General features: G+C 73.4%; 15 protein-coding genes and 1 pseudogene. 9 read left to right on the forward strand and 7 right to left on the reverse strand.

Annotated features, from left to right (window positions below; translation table 11 throughout):
* The first annotated feature begins 94 nt into the window (after window positions 1-94).
* The 4 genes from ACZ4M8_RS06410 (at window position 95) to ACZ4M8_RS06425 (ending at window position 2,794) form a co-directional block, all read left to right on the forward strand.
* Entirely contained in the window at window positions 95-550 is a 456-nt protein-coding gene (locus ACZ4M8_RS06410) for a MarR family winged helix-turn-helix transcriptional regulator (RefSeq protein WP_467603825.1), read from the forward strand.
* A 191-nt stretch (window positions 551-741) separates the two neighbouring features.
* Window positions 742-1,296, forward strand: a complete 555-nt coding sequence (locus ACZ4M8_RS06415; RefSeq protein WP_467603827.1) for a GH25 family lysozyme — start codon at window positions 742-744, stop codon at window positions 1,294-1,296.
* A gap of 57 nt (window positions 1,297-1,353) precedes the next feature.
* Window positions 1,354-2,181 (forward strand): ammonia-dependent NAD(+) synthetase, encoded by an 828-nt coding sequence (nadE, locus tag ACZ4M8_RS06420; protein WP_467603828.1) that lies wholly within the window; start codon window positions 1,354-1,356, stop codon window positions 2,179-2,181.
* Between the two features lie 268 nt (window positions 2,182-2,449).
* Window positions 2,450-2,794 carry a hypothetical protein gene (locus ACZ4M8_RS06425; RefSeq protein WP_467603831.1) on the forward strand — a complete coding sequence of 115 codons (345 nt, stop codon included), beginning with the start codon at window positions 2,450-2,452 and terminating at the stop codon, window positions 2,792-2,794.
* Between the two features lie 172 nt (window positions 2,795-2,966).
* Here the strand turns inward: ACZ4M8_RS06425 and ACZ4M8_RS06430 are convergent, their stop codons facing one another.
* The 7 genes from ACZ4M8_RS06430 to ACZ4M8_RS06460 form a co-directional block, all read right to left on the reverse strand.
* Window positions 2,967-3,854 carry a cytochrome c biogenesis CcdA family protein gene (locus ACZ4M8_RS06430; protein WP_467603832.1) on the reverse strand — a complete coding sequence of 296 codons (888 nt, stop codon included), beginning with the start codon at window positions 3,852-3,854 and terminating at the stop codon, window positions 2,967-2,969.
* The gene (locus ACZ4M8_RS06435; protein ID WP_467603835.1) at window positions 3,851-4,636 is read right to left on the reverse strand and encodes a DsbA family protein; all 786 of its coding nucleotides are present in this window, start codon (window positions 4,634-4,636) and stop codon (window positions 3,851-3,853) included. Before ACZ4M8_RS06435 ends, ACZ4M8_RS06430 begins: the two co-directional genes overlap by 4 nt.
* Window positions 4,637-4,814: 178 nt before the next feature.
* Complete coding sequence (locus tag ACZ4M8_RS06440; RefSeq protein ID WP_467603837.1) at window positions 4,815-5,345, reverse strand: hypothetical protein; 531 nt, start codon at window positions 5,343-5,345, stop codon at window positions 4,815-4,817.
* Window positions 5,346-5,936: 591 nt separating this feature from the next.
* Complete coding sequence (locus tag ACZ4M8_RS06445; protein WP_467603839.1) at window positions 5,937-6,461, reverse strand: ATP-binding protein; 525 nt, start codon at window positions 6,459-6,461, stop codon at window positions 5,937-5,939.
* Window positions 6,462-6,731: 270 nt separating this feature from the next.
* A complete protein-coding gene (locus ACZ4M8_RS06450) occupies window positions 6,732-7,499 on the reverse strand; it encodes an enoyl-CoA hydratase/isomerase family protein (protein WP_467603841.1) in 768 nt (255 codons plus the stop codon).
* An 83-nt stretch (window positions 7,500-7,582) separates the two neighbouring features.
* Window positions 7,583-8,821, reverse strand: a complete 1,239-nt coding sequence (locus tag ACZ4M8_RS06455; RefSeq protein ID WP_467603843.1) for a L,D-transpeptidase — start codon at window positions 8,819-8,821, stop codon at window positions 7,583-7,585.
* A gap of 435 nt (window positions 8,822-9,256) precedes the next feature.
* Window positions 9,257-10,492: a L,D-transpeptidase gene (locus ACZ4M8_RS06460; protein ID WP_467603845.1), complete on the reverse strand. Its 1,236-nt coding sequence runs from the start codon at window positions 10,490-10,492 to the stop codon at window positions 9,257-9,259.
* A gap of 359 nt (window positions 10,493-10,851) precedes the next feature.
* On the opposite strand from ACZ4M8_RS06460, the gene ACZ4M8_RS06465 reads away from it, so the two are divergent.
* The 5 genes and pseudogenes from ACZ4M8_RS06465 (at window position 10,852) to ACZ4M8_RS06485 (ending at window position 20,830) form a co-directional block, all read left to right on the forward strand.
* Window positions 10,852-12,855, forward strand: coding sequence for an ABC transporter ATP-binding protein (locus ACZ4M8_RS06465; protein WP_467603847.1), 2,004 nt, complete (start codon window positions 10,852-10,854; stop codon window positions 12,853-12,855).
* Complete coding sequence (locus ACZ4M8_RS06470) at window positions 12,852-14,708, forward strand: ABC transporter ATP-binding protein (protein ID WP_467603849.1); 1,857 nt, start codon at window positions 12,852-12,854, stop codon at window positions 14,706-14,708. Before ACZ4M8_RS06465 ends, ACZ4M8_RS06470 begins: the two co-directional genes overlap by 4 nt.
* Before the next feature lie 332 nt (window positions 14,709-15,040).
* On the forward strand, window positions 15,041-16,387 hold the full coding sequence (locus ACZ4M8_RS06475; protein ID WP_467603851.1) for a methyltransferase: 1,347 nt from the start codon (window positions 15,041-15,043) through the stop codon (window positions 16,385-16,387).
* Between the two features lie 860 nt (window positions 16,388-17,247).
* Window positions 17,248-18,912, forward strand: a pseudogene (locus ACZ4M8_RS06480) (M4 family metallopeptidase); the annotation flags it as partial.
* 289 nt (window positions 18,913-19,201) lie between these two features.
* Window positions 19,202-20,830, forward strand: a complete 1,629-nt coding sequence (locus ACZ4M8_RS06485) for a M4 family metallopeptidase (protein ID WP_467603852.1) — start codon at window positions 19,202-19,204, stop codon at window positions 20,828-20,830.
* Window positions 20,831-20,975 lie beyond the last annotated feature (145 nt).

Raw genomic sequence — 20,975 nt, forward strand, 5'->3', positions numbered from 1 at the left:
GCACTTATATCGGGCTCGGCGCGCCGCTACAATGAGTGGCGCTCCGGCGCACACTGCGTACGGATCCGAGCTTCGACGGGGAAGGGGAGGCGGCGTGACCACGCTCGACCTCAGCAGCCATCCGGGCCCCCTGGCCAGGCGGTTCCAGCAGGCGCACACCCTGCTGTGGACGACCATGGTCTCCGAGGAGGTCACCTCCCCGCAGTTCGCGGTCCTCAACTCCCTGGTCGGCGAGGACGGGTTGGACCAGCGCACGGTCGGTGAGCGGGTCGGGCTGGACCGCTCCACCATCGCCGAGGTGATCCGCCGGCTGGTGGTGCGCGGGATGGTCGACAAGATCCGCGATCCGCGTGACGGACGCCGTGCGGCGCTGCGCGCCACCGACGAGGGCGTTCGCGTGCACAAGAAGCTCGCGGTGCGCACCGCGCGGATGAATCAGCTCTTCCTCTCCCCGCTGGCCCCGTCCGAGCAGACCGTCTTCGTGGAGCTGCTGCACCGCGTCTCGGAGGCCGCCGAACAACTGCGCCACCCCGCGCAGCCCACCGGCTGATCCCCGGTCACCTTTTCGACCCACCCGCCTCCGCCGCCCCATCGCGAGCCGTACGGCCGCCCCGCGCCAACGGGCGCTCGCGCTGCGGAACTTCCCGGTAGCTCTCTGGCGTCTTCCCCGTTGAACGTGCTGAACTGCTGGTTGGCAGGGGACGGTTCGAAGAAGCAGGTCGAAACGGCGGGAGGCCGCTCATGCTGCACGGTGTCGATGTCAGTTCGTACAACACGTCCTTCTCCACGGGCGGGCTGGACTTCGTGATCATCAAGGCGACCGAGGGCCGCTCGTACATCAATCCCCACCAGTCGGCGCAGGCGGCGAAGGCGCGGAAGGCCGGGTGCGTGGTCGGCTTCTACCACTTCCTGTGGCCGGGGAACATCGCGGCGCAGGCACGGTACTTCGTCGAGAAGTGCGCCTCGGTGGGCGGCGACATCCTCGCCGCCGACTGGGAGACCACCGGCAGCGGTACGTACGCCAGCAACGCGCAGAAGGACCAGTTCCTCAGAGAGGTCAAGAAGCTCCGGCCCACCCACCGCGTGATGCTCTACTGCAACCGCGACTTCTGGCTGCACCACGACACCTCCTCGTACGCCGCCGACGGGCTGTGGATCGCCGACTACGTCAAGGCCGGGCACCCGCGGATCAAGGCGAAGTGGCGCATCCACCAGTACACCGACCGGCCGCTCGACAAGGACGTCGCGGACTTCGCGAGCAAGGCCGCCCTGAAGAAGTGGGCGCACCCGGCATAAGGTTTCCGTGGCCGGTCCGACCGGCCGTTCGGATTCCGACAGCAGCGAGGAGCAGCCGTGAGTGACCCGGCAGCCAAGGCCCAGCAGGAGATCGCCCGGGATCTCCAGGTGAGCGCGTCCTTCGACGCCGGGCACGAGATCGAGCGCCGGGTCGCCTTCCTCGCGGAGCGGCTGGCCCTCACGGGACTGCGCTCCCTGGTACTGGGCATCAGCGGCGGCGTCGACTCGACGACCGCGGGCCGGCTGTGCCAGCTCGCGGTGGAACGTGCCCGGGAGACGGGTCACGAGGCCACGTTCTTCGCGATGCGGCTGCCGTACGGCGTCCAGGCCGACGAGCGGGACGCGCAGCTGGCGCTGGACTTCATCCGGCCGGACCAGCTGCTGACCGTGGACGTCCGCCCGGCGAGCGACGCGGCGCTGGCGTCGGCGGTCTCCGGCGGACTGGAGTTCCGCGACGCCGCCCACCAGGACTTCGTCCAGGGCAACATCAAGGCCCGGCAGCGCATGATCGCGCAGTACGCGGTGGCGGGCGCCCAGGACGGTCTGGTCGTGGGCACCGACCACGCCGCCGAGGCGGTCTCCGGTTTCTTCACCAAGTTCGGTGACGGCGCCGCCGACGTCGTCCCGCTGACGGGCCTGACGAAGCGGCGGGTGCGCGCGGTGGCCGCCGCGCTGGGCGCCCCGCAGGAGCTGGTCGCGAAGGTGCCGACGGCGGACCTGGAGACGCTCTCCCCGGGCAAGCCGGACGAGGAGGCGCTGGGCGTGACGTACGACCAGATCGACGACTTCCTGGAGGGGCTGCCGGTCGAGGACGCGGTGCGCGACGCCATCGTCCGCCGCTACCACCTCACCGCCCACAAGCGGGAGCTGCCGATCGCGCCGTGACGGCCGGGCGCCGGCGCAAGGCCGGTTCCCCGCCCGTACGGGGGCCCGCCGGGGTGTGTTCCGGCGGGCCCCTCCGTCGTCCGGTGCCGGCGTCCGCGGGGCCGTCCGGCCGGGCGGAGCGGGTGGCGTACCTGTCATGCGCCGGTAAGGCGACAGCAAGCTCGCGGGGGCTAAGACGTCGGCCGGGGCGGGCAGGGATGCGGCCATGGGAGACCACGAAGCACGATCGGAAGATCCACTGTCAGTGGGGCCGCCTACGCTCCAAGGCATGGGTTACGCACAGCTGCGCGAACTCCGCACCGCGCTGACCACCGCCTCCGACATCGCCTCGTCCCTGCGGGCCACGCCGTCCCGGCGGGACGCCGACCAGCTCGTCGACGCGCTGCGCCGGGCGCTGACCGCCGCCGGTTCCCTCGGCGAAGCCACCGGCCCGACCGGCTGCGCGCTGCATCCGCACGGCGCGGTCGACCCCCTCCACGGCGATCCGGAGGACCCGCTGCCGCCCGGCTACGGCAAATGCCTGCTCTGCAACGACCGCCGCAGACGGGCCGACGCCCCGCAACGCCTGCGCCACCCCCGCCCGCGGCAGCCGGGGCGACGGCGGAGCGCCTAGGAGCCCGGTGCCGGGCCCGGCACCGGGCGGGCTGCCGGGTGCCGGGGCGAGACCGGACGGCCAGGGACGGACCGGCTCGGTGCCGGATGGCCCGCCGGGGCCGGTGGCCAGGGAAGCCGGGAACCGAGCGGCCGGGGCCGGCTCGGTGCCGGATGGCCCGCCGCCCCTCGTCTCACTCCGGGGTGGTCCGCGGCTGCGACCGGGCCTTCTCCCCTGCCGCCTCCTCCCGCTTCTTCTCCGGCTTCTTCTCCGGGCGCAGGGCGATCCGGCCGAGGACCGCGGCGGCGACGAGTGCGCCCAGGGCGATCAGTACGTAGTCCGGTACGGCGTTGCCGATCGACGCCACCCACTCCTCGACCTGGAACTCCGCCTCCGCGTCGAGGACGCCGGGCAGGGCGCTGGTGCCGTTGTAGCGGAGGAAGAGCACGCCGATGGCGAGGAAGAAGAGGCCGGACAGGAGCGAGGTGGTGTGCAGCCGCAGCCTGCCCAGGCGCACTTCCCGGCCGCGCAGCCAGCCCCGGGTGCCCAGCCGGTAGCGGTCCCAGAACAGGGCGAGGATGAACAGCGGCAGCGCCATGCCCAAGGCGTAGACGGCGAGCATCGACGCGCCGTACACGGGTGAGCCGCTGACCGCGGTGACGGTGAGGACGGCGCCGAGGATAGGCCCGGCGCAGAAGCCGGCCAACCCGTAGACACAGCCCAGCAGAAAGGTGGAGACGGCCGAGCGGGGGGTGATCCGGGCGGCGGCGGCCTGGGCACGGCGGGAGGCGAAGCCGAGGCCGAGGATCTGCGCGAGCCCCATGGCGATGACGACCCAGCCGCCGACGGTGATCAGCAGGTCCCGGTGGCCGTTGAAGAGCCGGCTGGCGGCGGTGGAGGCGGCGCCGAGCGGGACCAGTGTGGTGGCGAGCCCCAGGTAGAAGACGCCGGTACGGGCGAGCAGCCGCCCCGGGTGGGAGAGCGAGTACGCGAAGAACGCCGGGAGCAGCAGTGCGCTGCACGGGCTGACCAGCGCGAGGGCGCCGCCGAGGAACGCGGCGAGATACCCGATGTCGGTCACTTGCCGCTCTCCTCGCCCGTCTTCTTCCCGGCCGTCCTCTTCCCGTCGGCGGCCTTCGCGGCGGTCTCGATCGCGTCGGCGAAGACGGCGGTGGGCTGGGCGCCGGACACCGGGCGGCCGTTGATCAGGAAGGACGGCGTGGACTGCACGCCCAGCTCGTACCCCTCTTCCTGATCCTTCTTCAGGGCCGCGCGGGCGGCGTCGCTGTCGAGATCGGTGCGGAACTTGTCGAGGTCGGCGACGCCGGCGGTGCGGGCCAGCTCGACGAGCTTGTCCTCGGCGAGCGCGTCGCCCTTACGGGTCTTGGCGTACAGCTCGTCGTGCAACTGCCAGAAGCGGCCCTGGCGCCCGGCGGCCCAGGAGGCGCGGGCGGCACGTTCGGAGTCGGCGCCGTAGAGGGTGAAGTTGCGGAACTCGATGCGCAGGGTGCCCGCGTCGACGTACTTCTTGATCAGTTCGGGCTGGGTCTCGCGGGTGAAGCGGCCGCAGAACGAGCACTGGTAGTCGGCGTACTCGACGAGAACGACCGGGGCGTCCTTCCTGCCTACGGCCAGGGCGTCGCCGGCCTCGCGGCGGCTGGTGCGCTCGGCCAGCTGGTCGTAGAGGCGCTGCTGTGCCGGGTCCTCGCCGGTTTCCGGCGAGGCGGCCCGCGAGGCGTCGGCGCCGCGGCCGTCCTCAACGGCTTTACCTGCGGCGATGCCGATGGCGATGACGGCGATGATCAGGGCGGCGATGGCGCCGACGGCGGCGAGCTTGCGGGTGGGTGAGGTGAGGGTGGGCACTGGCTCTCCAGTCGTACCGGGGTGACGGATGGGCCGGACGGCGGTGGCGGGCCGCGCGGGGCGGCCGGCGCGGCACGGGCCGGTCCGGATGCGGGCGCGCGGGAAGGGCGCGCCACCGGGCTGCCGGGGTGCCCCCGCCGTCCGCCCGGTAGGAGGGCGGGCGGGAGCACGGCGGCGCCTAGATCCGCAGTACGGGAAGGAGCGAGGCGGGGTCGGCGGGACCCGCGGGGCCGGTGCCGGAGTGTGCCGGGGCGGGGCGGACGAGGAGCACGGTCGGGTCCGCGGCCGGTACCACCGGGTGGAGGGCGGGCGGTTCGGCACGGTGCGGCACGGGCAGCGGCGCCGCTTCGCCGGGCCCCGGCGCATGCCGCCCCGAGCAGCGCCGGGGGATGTCGACGAAGTCGGTCCGTGCGGTGAGACGGTACGTACGGTCCTGCTCCGCGGCGGTGCCGGTGGCCCGCTCGGCGGCGGCACCGCCCGGGGGCGTGGTGTCCGTACGGAACGCGGCCGGGCGCGCGGTGGCGCCGTCCGCCGGGGGCGCGGCGTCGTGCGGGGCGGCGGCCGGTACGCCGGCCGGCCGGGGAGCGGGCGCGGCGGTGGTCCGCGCGGCCCACGACTGGTCTCCGCCGGTGCGGCAGAGCAGCGGGCCGAAGGTCACGGCGAGGAGGAGCAGCCAGATCACGGCCGCCGGCCGGCGGGTGGGTGTCATGGGCCCTCCTTCCTCGTCCCGGCGTGCGCGGATGCCCCGGCACACGCCGCCGTCACGGTCGCCCGGCGGACGGACGTGATCCCGCCCGCGAGCGGCCCCATCCTACGGACCGTGGCGCCTCCTCCCGAGCGCGGACCGCCATCCGGGGCAGGTGCGGCGCCGGGCGCCGGGGCCCGGTGCGGGGAAGGCGGCGGACGGGTCGCGCGCCGGACGCCACGGCGGCGCGCGGGGCGCCGTGGTTCCGGCGCGCGGCGCCGCTCCGGCCGTTCCCCTCACGTACGGACCGCTCGCCCAGCACCGCATATATATCGAGGCAACCGGTAAACGAACCGTCGTTTACAAGGTCGGTGGCGCACCTCACCTGGGATCATCAAGAAATTGATCCACCGATGTCACACTTTGCCCTCAATGTACTTTTGGCATCGGAGGCCGGACCTGCCATAGTCGTTCGCAACGACCCCCATTGACCCGGGCCAGGTCGTTCCACCCCCGCGGACACACCCCTTCCGTCCGCCGAGGGGCGACACTGGGGCCTCACCCGCATCACCCTGCGGGAGGCCCCAGTCGCGTATCCGGGGGTGGGGGCGCCGCTCAGCGGTCGCCGGTGCGCATCTCGAACCAGGTGGTCTTGCCGCGCGGCAGCAGATCCACGCCCCAGCGGTCGGAGAGCGTGTCGACGAGGAAGAGGCCCCGGCCGCTGACATCCAGTTCGCGGACCGGCATCAGACACGGCAGCCCGCGCGAGGGGTCGCGCACCTCGATACGGATCCAGCCACGCCGCCGCAGCATCCGCAGCCCGAACCGCCGCGCACCGGTGTGCCGCACAGCGTTGCCGACCAGCTCCGACACCAGCAGGACGGCGTTCTCGGTGAGCTGGGGGGACAGGCCCCACTGTTCGAGGAGGACCCGGTGCGTCAACCGGCGGGCGGCACCGGCGGATTCGGGCCGCGAGGGCAGCGGGACCTCGTCCACGGAAGGGTCCAGCAGATCGAGGACGACGGGCCCCGGGTCACCCGCCGCCGGTCCGTCGCTCTCCGGTGCGCCGGGGACTCCCCGGCAGGTGGCAGCCGCGCCGCACAGCGGCTGCGGTTGCTCCGATTCCTCCAGGCCCGCCATGCCCCCATCATGGCCGCTGCGCAACGCCCCCGGGCCGGAACCGGCGGAATCCGAACGCCGCGGAACCTCCGCCTCCGGTGGCCGCGAGGGCCGTTCCACGGCGTTCATGACACCGGTGTCAACTGTCTGAGCTGCGGCGCTGCCGCACCGTGCGCCGGCTACCGGCGCGGGGGCGCGGCGCGGACCCCGACGGGGCCCGTTCGGCGCGATTCCCCCGCACGGGGCACCGCGCACCGCCCGCTCCCCCACGCCCCGTCAACCTCCGCCCGTTCAGCGGAACTTGGCCTTGCCCGGACCGTCCTCGACGAAGCTGCGCATACCGGTCTCGCGGTCCTCGGTCGCGAACAGCCCCGCGAACTGGGCCCGTTCGATCGCCAGGCCGGTTTCGAGATCCGCCTCCAGCCCGGCGTCGACGGCCTCCTTGGCGGCGCGCAGCGCGAGCGCCGGGCCCTTCGCCAGCTGCGCCGCCCAGGCGTGCGCCGCCTCGAACACCTCGGCGGCGGGGACGACCCGGTCGACTAGGCCGATGGCCAGCGCCTCGTCGGCCCGTACCTGCCGGCCGGTGAAGATCAGGTCCTTGGCCTTGGACGGGCCGACCAGGCGGGAGAGCCGCTGGGTTCCGCCGGCGCCCGGGATGACGCCGAGCAGGATCTCCGGCTGGCCGAGCTTGGCGTTCTCCGCCGCGATCCGGAAGTCCGCGCAGAGCGCCAGCTCACAGCCGCCGCCCAGGGCGTAGCCGCTGACCGCGGCGACCACCGGCTTGGGGATGCGGGCGACCGCGCTGAACGAATCCTGGAGCGCCCGGGACCGCACCACCATGGTGGCGTGATCCATCCGCTGCATCTCCTTGATGTCCGCCCCGGCGGCGAACGCCTTCTCGCTGCCGCGCACCACGACGGCGCGTACGTCGTCCCGGCGGGTGGCCTCGTCGGCCAGTTCGCGGATCCGGTCCTGGGTGGCGATGTCCAGCGCGTTCATCGGCGGACGGTCGAGCCGGATGGTCCCGACGCCGTCGGCGATCTCGAAGTTCACAGTCATACCGCGAAGGTTAGCCGTCGTTAACGACGCTGGGTACGGGGCGCCGACGTGCCCCGCGCCTCCCCGGACCGGGCGCCGCCGGGTCAGCGGCGGTCGGCCTTCCACTCCTTCCAGGAGAGGTTCCAGTCGCTGAAGCCGTTGTCCGGCCGGATCGTCTCGTCGTGGCTGTTCTCGACCACGACCACGTCACCTATGAGGGAGTTGCGGAAGAACCAGGCGGCGGGGGTGTCCGGATCGCCGCCGCCGCGCTGGTCGAAGAGGCCGACGCAGCCGTGGCTGGCGTTCCGGCTGCCGAACGCGCCCTGGCCCGACCAGTAGTTGCCGTGGATGAACGTGCCGGACGTGCTCAGCCGCATGGCGTGCGGGACGTCCTTGATGTCGTACTGGCCGCCGAAGCCGACGGTCGCGCCGTTCATCCGCGTCACCCGGAGCTTCTCGCTGATGACCATGCGGCCGTTGTACGTCTCGGTGCCCGGCGCCCCGGCGGATATCAGGATGGTCTTGAGCTTCTTGCCGTCACGGACCACGGTCATCTTCTTCGACCGGGCGTCGACGGTGCTGATCTGGCTGCGCCCGACGGTGAACGTGATCTTCCGGGACTGCTTGCCGTAGACGCCGGGGCGGCCCTCGACGCCGTCGAGCCGGAGCCGGAGGGTGACCTTGGTGCCGGGCGCCCAGTACTTCTCGGGGCGGAAGTCCAGCCGGTCGTTGCCGAACCAGTGTCCCTCGACGGGAACGGCGGGCTCCGCGGTGACCTCGACGGCCTTCTCCACGGCGGCGGGGTCGGTGATACCGCGGCTGAAGCGCAGCGAGACCGGCATCCCGACACCGACCCGCTGCCCGTCCTCCGGGGTGTACGACGCGGTGAAGGTCTCGTCCGGGGTGAGCGTGGTGAAGCGGGCGTGCCGGGTGGTTCTCCGGCCGCGGTCGTCGGCTGCCACCGCGTCGACGGTGTACGTGGTGGCCGTCCCGAGGTGTCCGGCGGGCCGCCATCCGGTGCCGCCGCCGGAGATCCCGCCCGGCACGTCGTGGCCCTCGGCGTCCTTGACCTTGACGGAGAGGAGCTTGCCGCCGCGGGCGGTCACCGCGAGGGCGCCGCTGGTGGCGACGGAGTCCGCGCCGTCCCGGGGCGCTATCGTCACGGCGGCCTTCGAGGGGCCCGCGGCGTGCGCCGTGTCCGGCCGGCCCTTCGCGTCCGCGTCGTCCCCGCAGCCCGCGGCGAGCAGGACGGAGCCGAGCGCGAGGGCCGCGGCCGCGCCGCGACGGGCCCGCCGCCCTGCCCTTCGCCGGCGTACCGACCGCGGTTCCGGCTCTGCGGACATCGCCTGACGCACCCTCGTCCGAGGCATCTTCGGCCCCTCTCCCCTCGTGCCGCGCGCTCCCCCGCGCACCGGCCATCACCACTCGACGCGGCACCGCCCGTCGAGGGCGGTCGCATCTTCCGTGTAGATAACCACATGGGTATGACAGTGGATTGCCCGGCGCGGGCGGGAGGCGCCTGAGCAGGGGTGATGCGCGGCGCGGCCGCGAAGGGGGAGCCGAAAGGGAAGCGGGAGGGCCCGCGCCACGGCGGGTCGCGGGCGCTGTGCCGGCTCGCGGCGGGGGGCCGAGGCAGTGGGCCGGGAGGACCGGCGCGACGCGGGAATCGGGGTCCGGAGTGGCTCAGGCCGCCCCGGGCCACCCGGGGGCCGCCGGCCGTCCGCGGCGGCGGCCCGTACGCGGGGGTCCGCCGCCGCTGTGGACGGTCGCGTCGCCGGTCAGAGGGCTGTTCCCGCGCGCCACCGGGGCCAGGACATGTTCCAGCCGCCGAGACCGTTGTCCGGTGCGACGGTGCGATCCGGGGAGTTGCGGACCTCCACGATGTCGCCGACGAGCGACTGCGCGTAGAACCAGCCGCCCGGGGTGTCGCCCTTGCCGTCCTTGTTGTCGAGCAGACCGATACAGCCGTGGCTGGTGTTCTCGTCGCCGAAGACGTCGGCATCGGTCCAGTAGTTGCCGTGCAGGAAGGTGCCGGAGGTGGTCAGGCGCATCGCGTGCGGCACGTCGGGGATGTCGTAGGCGCGGCCGAACCCGACGGTGCGGGCGTCCATCCGCGTCTTCCGCAGCCGCTCCTGGATCACCATCTTCCCGTTGTACGTGGGGTTCTTCTCGTCGCCCGCGGTGATCGGCAGCGTCACCGGCTTCTCGCCCCGCCGGGTGACCGTCAGGGTGTGCCGGCCCGCGTCGATCAGGCTCGTCTGGTCCCTGCCGACGCGGAACCTGACGGTCTCGCGCTGGACGCCGAAGGTCCGGGGCCCGGCCCGCACCCCGTCCAGCCGCAGGTCGACGGTGACCTCGGTGCCGGGCCGCCAGCGCTCCTTCGGGCGGAAGTCCAGCCGCTGGTCGCCGAACCAGTGGGGGGCGATCTCGACGTCCGGTTCCGCGGTGACCCGTACGGCGCGCTCCACGGCGGCGAGGTCGGGGATCGGATGGTTGAACTGGAGCGAGACGATCATTCCGGTGCCGACGGTCGCGCCGTCCCCGGGCAGCGGCGAGGCGGCCAGTTCGGCGGGGCCGGTGGTGAAGGTGGTGTGGCGGGACCTGCGGTCGCCGGAGCCGTCCAGCGCCACCGCGTCCACGGTGTACGTCGCCGCGGCCTCCAGTTGGCGCGCGGTGGGCCGCCAGGTCAGGCCGTCCCGGGAGATCCGGCCCGCCACCCGTGCCGTCCCGCCGTCGCCGGAGCGCCGCACCGTCACCCGCTGGAGCCGCCCGTCGGGCACCCGGATGACGAACCGTCCGTTCTCGCCCACATCGCGGGCACCGTCGCCGGGCTCGATGTCGATGCCCTGCTCCGGTCCCGGCGGCTTGTCGCCGCCCAGCAGGTCGGGGACGGCGCAGCCGGTCATCGCGGTCAGCGTGCACACCGGCACCAGGGCGAGACGGAGGAGCCGCCGCAGCCGCCCGGGGCGGCGGGCCGGCGGACGGGGGGTGCGGTCCTTCTCATCACCGGACATGTGTCGAATTGTGACCGATGAGGTGGTTGTCCCACCGGAAGTGATAGTCCGACAGGGTCGTACGCCCGCAGGGGATACGGCGTGACGGGTGTACGGGGCGGGGGCCGGGCCGGTGGCCGGTGCTCCTGCGCCGGGGCGCGGGGAGGGCCGGGCGGGAGGTGAGGGGCGTGGCGGGCGGTCAGGTCCGGGTGGCACCTCGGCGGTGATGGGAGCGGCGGGCCGGGTGGAGCGGCGAGGCGGGGAAGGGCCGGGCCCGGCGGGGCGGCAACCGGGCCGAGCCGGGGTGACGGGCGGGCCGGGGCGGGTCGGCGGAAAAAGCACAGGAGCGTTGTCAGTGGTCGCGCTTACTCTCGCGGGTGATGGATGCCACCACGAGCACACCCGCCTCTCCCCCGTCCGCCGAGCCCCCGCGGCACTCCGCGGTGCGGTCGCTGCTGCGTCTGTGGCCGTTCGTCCGGCCGGTGCGGGCGCGGCTGTTCACGGCCGCGGTCGTCGCCGTGGCCGCGTCCTGCATCAGCCTGGTCATCCCGTTGGTGCTCAAGTGGATCGTGGACGGGCCGGTCGCCGCGGGGGCGCCCGGCGGGGTGTGGCTGGGCGCCGGCCTCCTGCTGCTGCTCGGGGTGGCCGAGGCGGGGCTGTTCGGTCTGCGGCGGTGGCTGGTCGCGCGGCCGCTGGCGGGTGTCGAGGCGGCCATGCGGGAGCGGCTCTACACCCATGTCCAGCGGCTGCCGGTCGCCTTCCACGACCGCTGGGCGTCGGGCCAGTTGCTCTCCCGCGCCACCACCGACCTTCAGCTGCTCCGGCTGTTCCTGGCGTTCCCGCTGACGTTCCTGCTGGTCAACGGCGTCACCATCGTGGTGGGCTGCGCGATCCTGCTGACCCAGCGGTTCTCGCTGGGGCTGGTGCTGCTCGCGCCGGTCGTACCGCTGATGGTGCTCTGCTCCGTCTTCGAGGCGAAGTACGCGCTGGCCGCGCGCCGGGCGCTGGACCAGGTGGGTGATCTGACCACGGTGATCGAGGAGTCGGTCCTCGGCATCCGGATCGTCAAGGGCTTCGGCCGCCACCGCGACCAGGCCCGCGCGTTCCGCGGGCTGACCCGCCAACTGCGCACCACCGAGCTGCGCAAGGCCGGACTGCTGGCGACGATCTGGGGCGGCATCACCCTGCTGCCCGAGCTGGCGATCGGCGCCGCGCTCGTGCTGGGCACCGTGCAGGTGGCGAACGGCGCGCTCTCGGCCGGCACCCTGGTCGCGTTCCTGTCGACAGCGCTCGCGCTGCGCTGGCCGGTGGACTCCATCGGCTTCCTGCTGGCGATGAGCAACGAGGCGGCGATGGCCACGGACCGGTACTTCGAGGTCCTGGACGCCCCGCTGCCCACCGACACACCGGTCCCGGCGCCGGGACCCGGCGTCCCCACCGGCGGCGCCGCAGACTCCGAAGCCCCTGACGACGCCCACCGTCAGGCCGCCTGCGGACCGGCCGGCGGCCGCAACCCGGGCCCTGACGGTTCCGGCGGCTCCGTGACGCCTGACGGATCGGGCAGATCCGGCGGTCCCGCACGCTCCGGTACCCGCTCCGGCGGTCTCCGCTTCTCCGGTGTCGAGTTCCGCTACCCCGACGCTCCCGGGGACGCGGAGCCGACGCTGCGCGGGGTCGATCTGCACATCGCGCCCGGGGAGACGATGGCGCTGGTGGGGGCCACCGGCAGCGGGAAGACCACGCTCACCGCGCTGGTCCCGCGGCTGTACGACCCGACCGGTGGCCGGATCACCCTGGACGGCCGCGATCTCGCCACGCTCTCCCGGGACGAGGTGCGCGCTCAGGTGTCGGTCGCCTTCGAGGAGCCGACGCTGTTCTCCGCGACCGTCGCCGAGAACGTCCTGATGGGCGGCGTGGATCTGCAGGAGGCCGATCTGCGGCGGGCGTTGGCGGTGGCGCAGGCCGACGGGTTCGTCGCCGCGCTGCCCCAGGGGCCGCGGACCCAGGTCGGTGAGCAGGGCATGAGCCTGTCCGGGGGGCAGCGGCAGCGGCTCGCGCTGGCCCGCGCGATCGCCGGGCGGCCGCGGTTTTTGATCCTCGACGATCCGCTCTCCGCCCTGGACGTCCGCACCGAGGCGCTGGTCGAGGCGGCCCTGCGGCAGGTCCTGGCGACCACCACCGCGCTGGTCGTCGCGCACCGTCCGTCCACGGTCCTGCTGGCCGACCGGGTGGCGCTGCTCTCCGGCGGCCGGATCGCCGCCGTCGGCACCCACCACCAACTGCTGCGCGACAGCGCCGAGTACGCCGGGCTGATGTCCGGCACCGCCCCTGTGGCGGCCGGGGCGGTACCCGGGCCGCGCGACCCCTCCGGAGGCACCCCGTGACGACCGCCCCCGCACCCGGCGCCGTACCCGCCGGTCCGCCCGCGTCCGAGCCGCCCGGGGACGGTGACGCCTTCGCGCGCGATGTCCTCCCCACCCCGCCCGGGGCGTCGCGGCGGCTGCTGCGGTCGCTGCTGGCCCCGCACGCCCGGTGGGTGGCGATCGCGGCCGTGATGCTGCTGCTCCAGCAGGCCGCGGTGCAGGCCGGGCCGTTGCTGGTGGCGTTCGCGCTGGACCGCGCGGTGCCCGCGCTGCGCGCCGGGGACCACGGTCCGCTGGTCACCGTGGGCGTGGCGGCCGCGGTGTGCGCCGCGGTGTCGGGCGGGCTGAAGTACCTCTTCATCCGGTGCTCGGCCCGGATCAGCCAGGACGTCCTGCTGGAGCTGCGCGGCCGCATCTTCCGGCACGCGCAGGCGCTCAGCCTCGACTTCCACGAGCGGTACACCTCGGGCCGGTTGATCTCGCGCGCCACCACGGATGTCGAAGCGCTGCGCGAACTGCTCGACGAGGGGCTGGAGGAGCTGATCTCCGTCGTGCTCTCCACGGTCTGGATCACCGCGATGCTCCTCTACCTGGACTGGCGCACCGGCGCCGCGGCGCTCGCCTCCGCCGGACCGCTGGCACTGCTGATCCGCTCCTACCGGCGGCGTTCGCTGCGGGTGTTCAGCAGCAAGTCGTCGGCGGTGGCCGCGGTCATCGTGAAGTTCACCGAGACGGTCAACGGCATCCGCCCGGTGCAGGCGTTCCGCCGCGAGCGGCCCAACGACGCCGCCTTCACCGCGCTGAACCGCACCCACGAGGGCGTCAACGGCGACACCGCGCTGGAAATGGCCCGGTACGTCGTCGGCTCACGGCTGGTGGCCAACTTCGCGGTCGCCGCGATCGTGCTGTGGAGCGCCTACCGCGTGGCGACCGGCGCCCTGGAGCTGGGTGTGCTGGCCGCCGCCGTGCTGTACCTGCGGCGGCTGTACGACCCGATCGACCGGCTCGGGATGTTCCTCAACTCCTACCAGGGCGCGGCGGCGTCGCTGGAGAAGATCGCCGGTCTGCTGGCGCAGCGTCCGTCGGTGCCGGAACCGCCCGTCCCGGCGGCGCTGCCGCCGGCCACCGCCGGGCGGCCCGGCCGGGAGGTCGTCTTCGAGGACGTCCGGTTCGCGTACCGCACCGGCGGCGAGGTGCTGCCCCGTTTCGGGCTGCGGCTGGCCGCGGGCGAGACGGTCGCCGTGGTCGGGTCGACCGGCGCCGGGAAGTCGACGCTGGCGAAGCTGCTGGCGCGGTTCTACGACCCGACCGAGGGCCGGGTCCTGCTGGACGGCGTGGACCTGCGGGAGTTGTCCGCGGCCGAGCTGCGGCGGGGCGTGGTGATGGTCACCCAGGAGGCGTTCCTGTTCTCCGGGACGGTCGCCGGGAACATCGCGCTGGGGCGGCGCGACGCCACCCGCGCGCAGATCGAGGAGGCGGCGCGGGCGATCGGCGCGCACGACTTCATCACCGCGCTGCCGGACGGGTACGACACCGATGTCCGCAAGCGGGGCGGCCGGATCTCCGCGGGCCAGCGGCAGCTGGTCGGCTTCGCGCGGGCGCTGCTCGCCGACCCCGCCGTGCTGATCCTGGACGAGGCGACCAGTTCGCTGGACATCCCCGGCGAGCGGGCGGTGCAGCGGGCCATGGACACCGTGCTGCGCGGCCGTACGGCGGTGGTGATCGCGCACCGCCTGTCGACGGTGGAGATCGCCGACCGGGTGCTGGTCATGGACGGCGGCCGGATCGTGGAGGACGGCACCCCCGCCACCCTGATATCCGACCGCGGTCGCTTCGCGGACCTGCACCGGGCGTGGCGGGACAGCGTGGGGTGAGCGGGACGGGGGCCGCGGTCGCCGGGGGTGCCGGGGGCGGACCGCTGCGGGTGGACGGTTGCCGGGAGGCCGGGAGGCCGGGAGCGGGCCTCGGGTCGAGTGCGGTTGGGTGCGGCCGGGTGCGGGGCGGGGCTCGCTCGGGCCGCACCGTGCCGTGAGCCCGGCCCGGCCTGGCCGTAACGCGCTCCGGCCGCGTACCGGACCTCGCCCCGGACCCGGCCCCTGCCTGAAGTACCGCTCGGCCCCCGGCCGCGCCCAAGGGCCCGCTCCGGCCCCGGCCGGTCCCGCTCCCCGGCCGGCCGTCCTCGCGCCTCGGCTAGCCTGAGTTCACGATGAACCGTTTCACGACGTCGTGGGGTGCGTACGACCTCACCCGCTTCCCCGAGGATCCCCGCGACCCGCTCCGTGCCTGGGACGCCGCCGACGCCTATCTGCTGGACCATCTCGCGGAGCACGGCTCCGGGCCGAGCGCCGGGGACTCCTCCGGACCGCGGCCGGCCACGGCGGGCGCCACCGTCGTCCTCGGCGACCGCTGGGGCGCCCTCGCCACCGCACTGGCCGGTGCCGGCACCGGCCCCGCGCCCGGAGCCGACGGCGGGACCGGCCCCGGCACCACACCCGGCACCGGGACCGGGCCCACCGCCGTGGCCATCCCCGGCGTCACTCCTCCCGAGGCAGTTCGGGCGGCCGGCACCGGCACCGGTCCGTCCCCGTTCCTCGCCCCGGGCGGCCCTGTCGTACAGATCACCGACTCCTATCTCACGCACCGCGCCACCGAGGTGAATCTGCGGCGTAACGGTGTCCCCGAGGAGGCGGTGCGGCTGCGGACGGTGCTGGACACGCCGCCGGAGCGGATCGATCTGCTACTGGTGCGGGTGCCGAAGAGCCTGGCCCTGCTGGAGGAGCAGTTGCGGCGGCTGGCGCCCGCGGTGCACGAGGGGACCCGGATCGTCGGCACCGGCATGGCCTCCGAGATCCACACGTCGACGCTGAAGCTGTTCGAGCGGATCCTCGGGCCGACCCGGACGTCCCTCGCCGTCCGCAAGGCGCGGCTGATCTTCTGCACCCCCGATCCGTCCCTGGCCCCCGGCGCCCCGTCCTGGCCGCGCAGTTACGCGCTGCCCGGGGACATCGGCGTGATGTCGGGGCGGACGGTCACCAACCACGCCGGGATCTTCTGCGCGGACCGGCTCGACATCGGCACCCGTTTCCTCCTGGGGCATCTGCCCGCGCGGCGGGGCGGCGGGCGCGTCGTCGACCTGGGGTGCGGCAACGGTGTCGTCGGCACCGCGCTGGCGCTGGCCGACCCGGAGGCGGAGACCGTCTTCGTCGACGAGTCGTTCTCCGCGGTGGCCGCCGCGCGCGCCACCTTCACGGCGAACGCGCCGGAGGGCGCACGGGCGGAGTTCACCGTCGGCGATGCGCTGACGGGGCTGGCGCCCGGTTCGGTGGACCTGGTGGTGAACAATCCGCCGTTCCACACCCACCGCGCGACGTCCGACGCGACCGCCCGGCGGATGTTCGGCGGTGCCCGCGCCGCGTTGCGGCCCGGCGGGGAGCTGTGGGTGGTCGGCAACCGTCACCTCGGCTACCACGTACGGCTCAAGCGGCTCTTCGGCAACTGCGAGGTCGTCGCCTCCGACCCCAAGTTCGTCCTGCTGCGGGCCGTCCGCCGCTGACCTGTACACGGCCCCCTAGGGCGCGGCCACGGGGACGCCGGGCCGTGAGGTGGCACGTCCGGGCCGTGAGGCGGCACGTCCGGGACAGGAGACGCCCGATCACCGCAGTGCCACGCGCCATCCGCTGCGGCTGACGCCGCCCCCCCCGCCTGGCGCGGTGAGCCCCCGTACCCGGCACCACCGAAGCACCGCTGACCTGCCAGGATCCCGGTCCCGGCCCCCGGAGTGCGCCCGGGACCGGGCCCGGCCGGCCCACGTCGGCCACCGCCCCGCGCCCGCCCCGGCCGCCGTACGGATCACCGCGAGCCACCGCACAACTCCGGCCCCGGCCCCGGCACTGAAGGACCGCCGAGGGCCCCGTCCGATCGGACGGCCGGTCCGCGTCCCGCCCCCGCAGCCGCAGCCGCAGCCGTCCCGGCATCCCGGCAGCCCACCGAGGGCCGCCGACCGCCGTCCCGCCGCGCACCCGCGGCTCCCTCAACCCCCCTGTCCCAGCGCCCCCTTCACTCCGCCCCCGTCCTCCAAACCCGCAGAATCCGGCCGCCCCGTACTCACCCGCGCACTGTGCGGACCTGGGCCGTTCCCGGGCCGCCGGACGGGGCGTCCGCATTCCGGATCCACATTCCGGGCTACGGACGGATTCCGGCCAATTAGTTGAAGGGGCCCTGACAACGGGCTCATGACGGTGGCACTCTTCCCGGCAGCCGCCACACGGACCCCCACAGTCCCGCCGTGCGGCAGTCGGCACCGTCTCCCCCCACACGTTCCAAGTGTTCTGCCTCGCTCTGCCCGGACGGCTCCCCGCCATCCGGTCCCCCTCGGCCGCGGCCCCACGCCGCAGCCCCGCAGAAGGAGTCAGCGTGAGACGTAACCCCCCTCGTCGCGCCGTCGTCACCGGAACCCTCGTCGCCGTCACGGCCATGCTCGCCGTCGGTGTCCAGGCCGGGACCGGCACCGCGGCCACACCCCCGTCGGCCGCACCCCACGCCACCCCCGCCGCGGGCGCCCTGCCCGCCAAGCTCTCCCCCGCCCGGCGCGCGGAGCTGATCCGCGCCGCCGCCGACGCCACCCCGGCGACGGCCAAGCAGCTCAAGCTCGGCGCGCAGGAGAAGCTGCTCGTCAAGGACGTCTCCCAGGACGCCGACGGCACCACCCACACCCGCTACGCGCGGACCCTCGACGGCCTGCCGGTCCTCGGCGGCGACCTGATCGTCCACGAGACGAAGGGCGGCACCGTCAAGGGCGTCACCAAGGCCCAGAGCAAGCAGCTGAAGGTCGCCACGACCACCGCGAAGGTCACACCGTCCGCCGCCTCCGGCAAGGCCGTCGCCGCCGCCCGCTCCCTGGGCGCCTCGAAGGCCGCCGCCGACAAGGCGCCGCGCAAGGTCGTCTGGGCCGCCGACGGCACCCCGAGGCTGGCATACGAGACCGTGGTCGGCGGGCTCCAGAAGGACGGCACCCCCAACCAGCTGCACGTCATCACCGACGCCACCACCGGTGAGCGGATCTTCCAGTACCAGGGCATCGAGAACGGCGTCGGCAACAGCGAGTACAGCGGCAAGGTCACCCTCGGCACCACCGCCTCCGGCTCGTCCTACAGCCTGACGGACGGCGGGCGCGGCGGGCACAAGACGTACAACCTCAACCACGGTTCGTACGGCACCGGCACGCTCTTCACCGACGCCGACGACGTCTGGGGCGACGGCACGCCGCAGAACGCCCAGACCGCCGCGGTCGACGCCGCCTACGGCGCCGCCGAGACCTGGGACTACTACAAGAGCGTGCACGGCCGCACCGGCATCCGCGGGGACGGCGTCGCCGCCTACTCCCGCGTCCACTACGGCAACAGCTACGTCAACGCCTTCTGGGACGACAGCTGCTTCTGCATGACCTACGGCGACGGCTACGGCAACTCCGCGCCGCTGACCGCGCTGGACGTCGCCGGGCACGAGATGTCCCACGGTGTCACCGCCGCCACCGCCGGCCTGATCTACAGCGGCGAGTCCGGTGGCCTGAACGAGGCGACGTCCGACATCTTCGGCACCGCGGTGGAGTTCTACTCCAACACCGCCGCGGACCCGGGCGACTACCTCATCGGCGAGAAGATCGACATCAACGGCGACGGTACGCCGCTGCGCTACATGGACAAGCCCTCCAAGGACGGCGCCTCGGCCGACTACTGGTCGTCCGGCGTCGGCAACAAGGACGTGCACTACTCGTCCGGCGTCGCCAACCACTTCTTCTACCTGCTGTCCGAGGGCAGCGGCTCGAAGGTGGTCAACGGCGTGCAGTACAACAGCCCGACGTACGACGGGAAGTCGGTGCCGGGCATCGGCCGGGCCAACGCCGAGAAGGTCTGGTTCAAGGCGCTCAGCCAGTACATGACCTCGTCCACCAACTACGCCGCGGCCCGTACCGCGACGCTCAAGGCGGCGGCCGACCTCTTCGGCCAGGGCAGCGCGTCGTACAACACGGTGGCCAACACCTGGGCCGCGGTGCACGTCGGCTCCCGGGTGTCGGCCGGAAAGTGACACTGTGACCCGGTGACGGCACCAACCGGTCATCTGACTGTGGCACGACCGGTGACGTCCTGAACTCACCTGCGAAAACGGCACCTTGGGCGCCGCTTCCGGATCTCCGGGGGCGGCGCCCGTTCCCGTTGTACAGATCGTACGGCGAACCCTATCGACGAGTTTCGGCCAACCTGCTCTCAGCGTCCTGACATGAACGCGTTCGGAATGGCAATGTTCCCGACGCACGTCACACCCGCATCGCTTTGCACCCCCACCACTTGGCAAAGTTGAAGGAGCACGCGTGACCCCCCGCATATCCCGCAAGGCCCGCATCACCGGAACTGCCGTCGTCGCCGCCGCGGCCCTCGTCGCCGGCGTCGCCGCCACGGCGGGCGCCTCGACCGCCCCGACCGCCGCCCCGAGCGGCGCGCCGGTCGCCCTCACCGTCTCGCACCGCGCCGAGATGATCCGCGACGCGAGCGCCCTCACCGCACAGACCGCGAAGGAACTGGGCCTGGGCTCCCAGGAGAAGCTGGTCGTCAAGGACGTCATCAAGGACGCCGACGGCACCGTCCACACCCGCTACGACCGCACCTTCGCCGGTCTGCCGGTGCTCGGTGGCGACATGGTCGTGCACCGCGCCAAGGACGGCTCCATCAAGAGCACCACCAAGTCGACCGAGAAGACCATCAAGGTCGCCTCCCTCACGCCGAAGATCGCCCCGGGTGCCGCGGCGAAGAGCGCGCAGGGCACCGCCGCCAAGTCCATCAGCGCCAAGCAGACCGGCGCGCAGGCCGCGCAGAAGGTCGTCTGGGCCGCCTCCGGCTCGCCCGTCCTGGCATACGACACCGTCGTCAAGGGCGTGAAGAAGGACGGCACCCCGAGCCGGATGCACGTCATCACCGACGCCAACACCGGCAAGAAGCTCTTCCAGTACGACGACATCCGTACCGGCAAGGGCGAGAGCGAGTTCAGCGGCACCGTTGAGCTCGGCACCACCAAGGAGGGCAGCGGCTACTCGCTGACCGACGGTGAGCGCGGTGGCCACAAGACCACCAACCTGGAGAACGCCGAGGACGGCGACGGCAAGCTCTTCACCGACGACGACGACAACTGGGGCACCGGCAAGCCGGACGACCCGCAGACCGCCGCCGTCGACGCGCACTACGGTGCCGCCGAGACCTGGGACTACTACAAGGAGGTGCACGGCCGCTCCGGTATCAAGGGTGACGGCAAGGGCGCCTTCTCCCGCGTCCACTACGGCGACAACTACGTCAACGCCTTCTGGGACGACAGCTGCTTCTGCATGACCTACGGCGACGGCGAGGGCAACAAGGCCCCGCTGACCGCCATCGACGTCGCGGCCCACGAGATGTCGCACGGTGTCACCTCCGCCACCGCCAACCTCACCTACAGCGGTGAGTCCGGCGGCCTGAACGAGGGCACCTCCGACATCTTCGGCACCTCGGTCGAGTTCTACGCGAAGAACACCGAGGACCCGGGCGACTACCTCATCGGCGAGAAGATCGACATCAACGGTGACGGTACGCCGCTGCGCTACATGGACAAGCCGTCCAAGGACGGTCAGTCGCAGGACAACTGGGACTCCAGCACCGGTGGCCTGGACCCGCACTACTCGTCGGGTGTCGCCAACCACTTCTTCTACCTGCTGTCCGAGGGCAGCGGCGCCAAGGAGATCGGTGGCGTCAAGTACGACAGCCCGACCGCCGACGGCTCCAAGGTCGAGGGCATCGGCCGGGACAAGGCCGAGAAGATCTGGTTCAAGGCCCTGACCGAGTACATGACCTCGAACACCGACTACAAGGCGGCCCGCGAGGCCACCATCAAGGCCGCGACCGACCTGTACAAGGCCGACAGCGCCGAGGTCAAGGGTGTCGAGGCCGCCTGGAACGGCGTCGCCGTCAAGTAACGCACCCCGCCGGGCGCCGTACGACACGGCGCCCGGCACCGCACCGGCCCACCCGGGACCCCTGTGACGTGTCCCCGGGAACGGCCGGCGCCCCGAGAACGGCGGAACGGCCGGGGATCCTCTCCCCGGCCGTTCCGCCGTTCCC

Source organism: Streptomyces sp. NPDC027185 (genome assembly GCF_055567035.1).

What these genes read in the sequence shown, in the direction of transcription:
- ACZ4M8_RS06460 (WP_467603845.1), bottom strand. Translation starts at nt 10,492, where the DNA reads ATGTCCGGTGATGAGAAGGACCGCACCCCCCGTCCGCCGGCCCGCCGC.
- ACZ4M8_RS06475 (WP_467603851.1), top strand. Translation starts at nt 15,041, where the DNA reads ATGAACCGTTTCACGACGTCGTGGGGTGCGTACGACCTCACCCGCTTC.
- ACZ4M8_RS06425 (WP_467603831.1), top strand. Translation starts at nt 2,450, where the DNA reads ATGGGTTACGCACAGCTGCGCGAACTCCGCACCGCGCTGACCACCGCC.
- ACZ4M8_RS06465 (WP_467603847.1), top strand. Translation starts at nt 10,852, where the DNA reads ATGGATGCCACCACGAGCACACCCGCCTCTCCCCCGTCCGCCGAGCCC.
- ACZ4M8_RS06450 (WP_467603841.1), bottom strand. Translation starts at nt 7,499, where the DNA reads ATGACTGTGAACTTCGAGATCGCCGACGGCGTCGGGACCATCCGGCTC.
- ACZ4M8_RS06445 (WP_467603839.1), bottom strand. Translation starts at nt 6,461, where the DNA reads ATGGCGGGCCTGGAGGAATCGGAGCAACCGCAGCCGCTGTGCGGCGCG.
- ACZ4M8_RS06440 (WP_467603837.1), bottom strand. Translation starts at nt 5,345, where the DNA reads ATGACACCCACCCGCCGGCCGGCGGCCGTGATCTGGCTGCTCCTCCTC.
- ACZ4M8_RS06415 (WP_467603827.1), top strand. Translation starts at nt 742, where the DNA reads ATGCTGCACGGTGTCGATGTCAGTTCGTACAACACGTCCTTCTCCACG.
- ACZ4M8_RS06455 (WP_467603843.1), bottom strand. Translation starts at nt 8,821, where the DNA reads ATGTCCGCAGAGCCGGAACCGCGGTCGGTACGCCGGCGAAGGGCAGGG.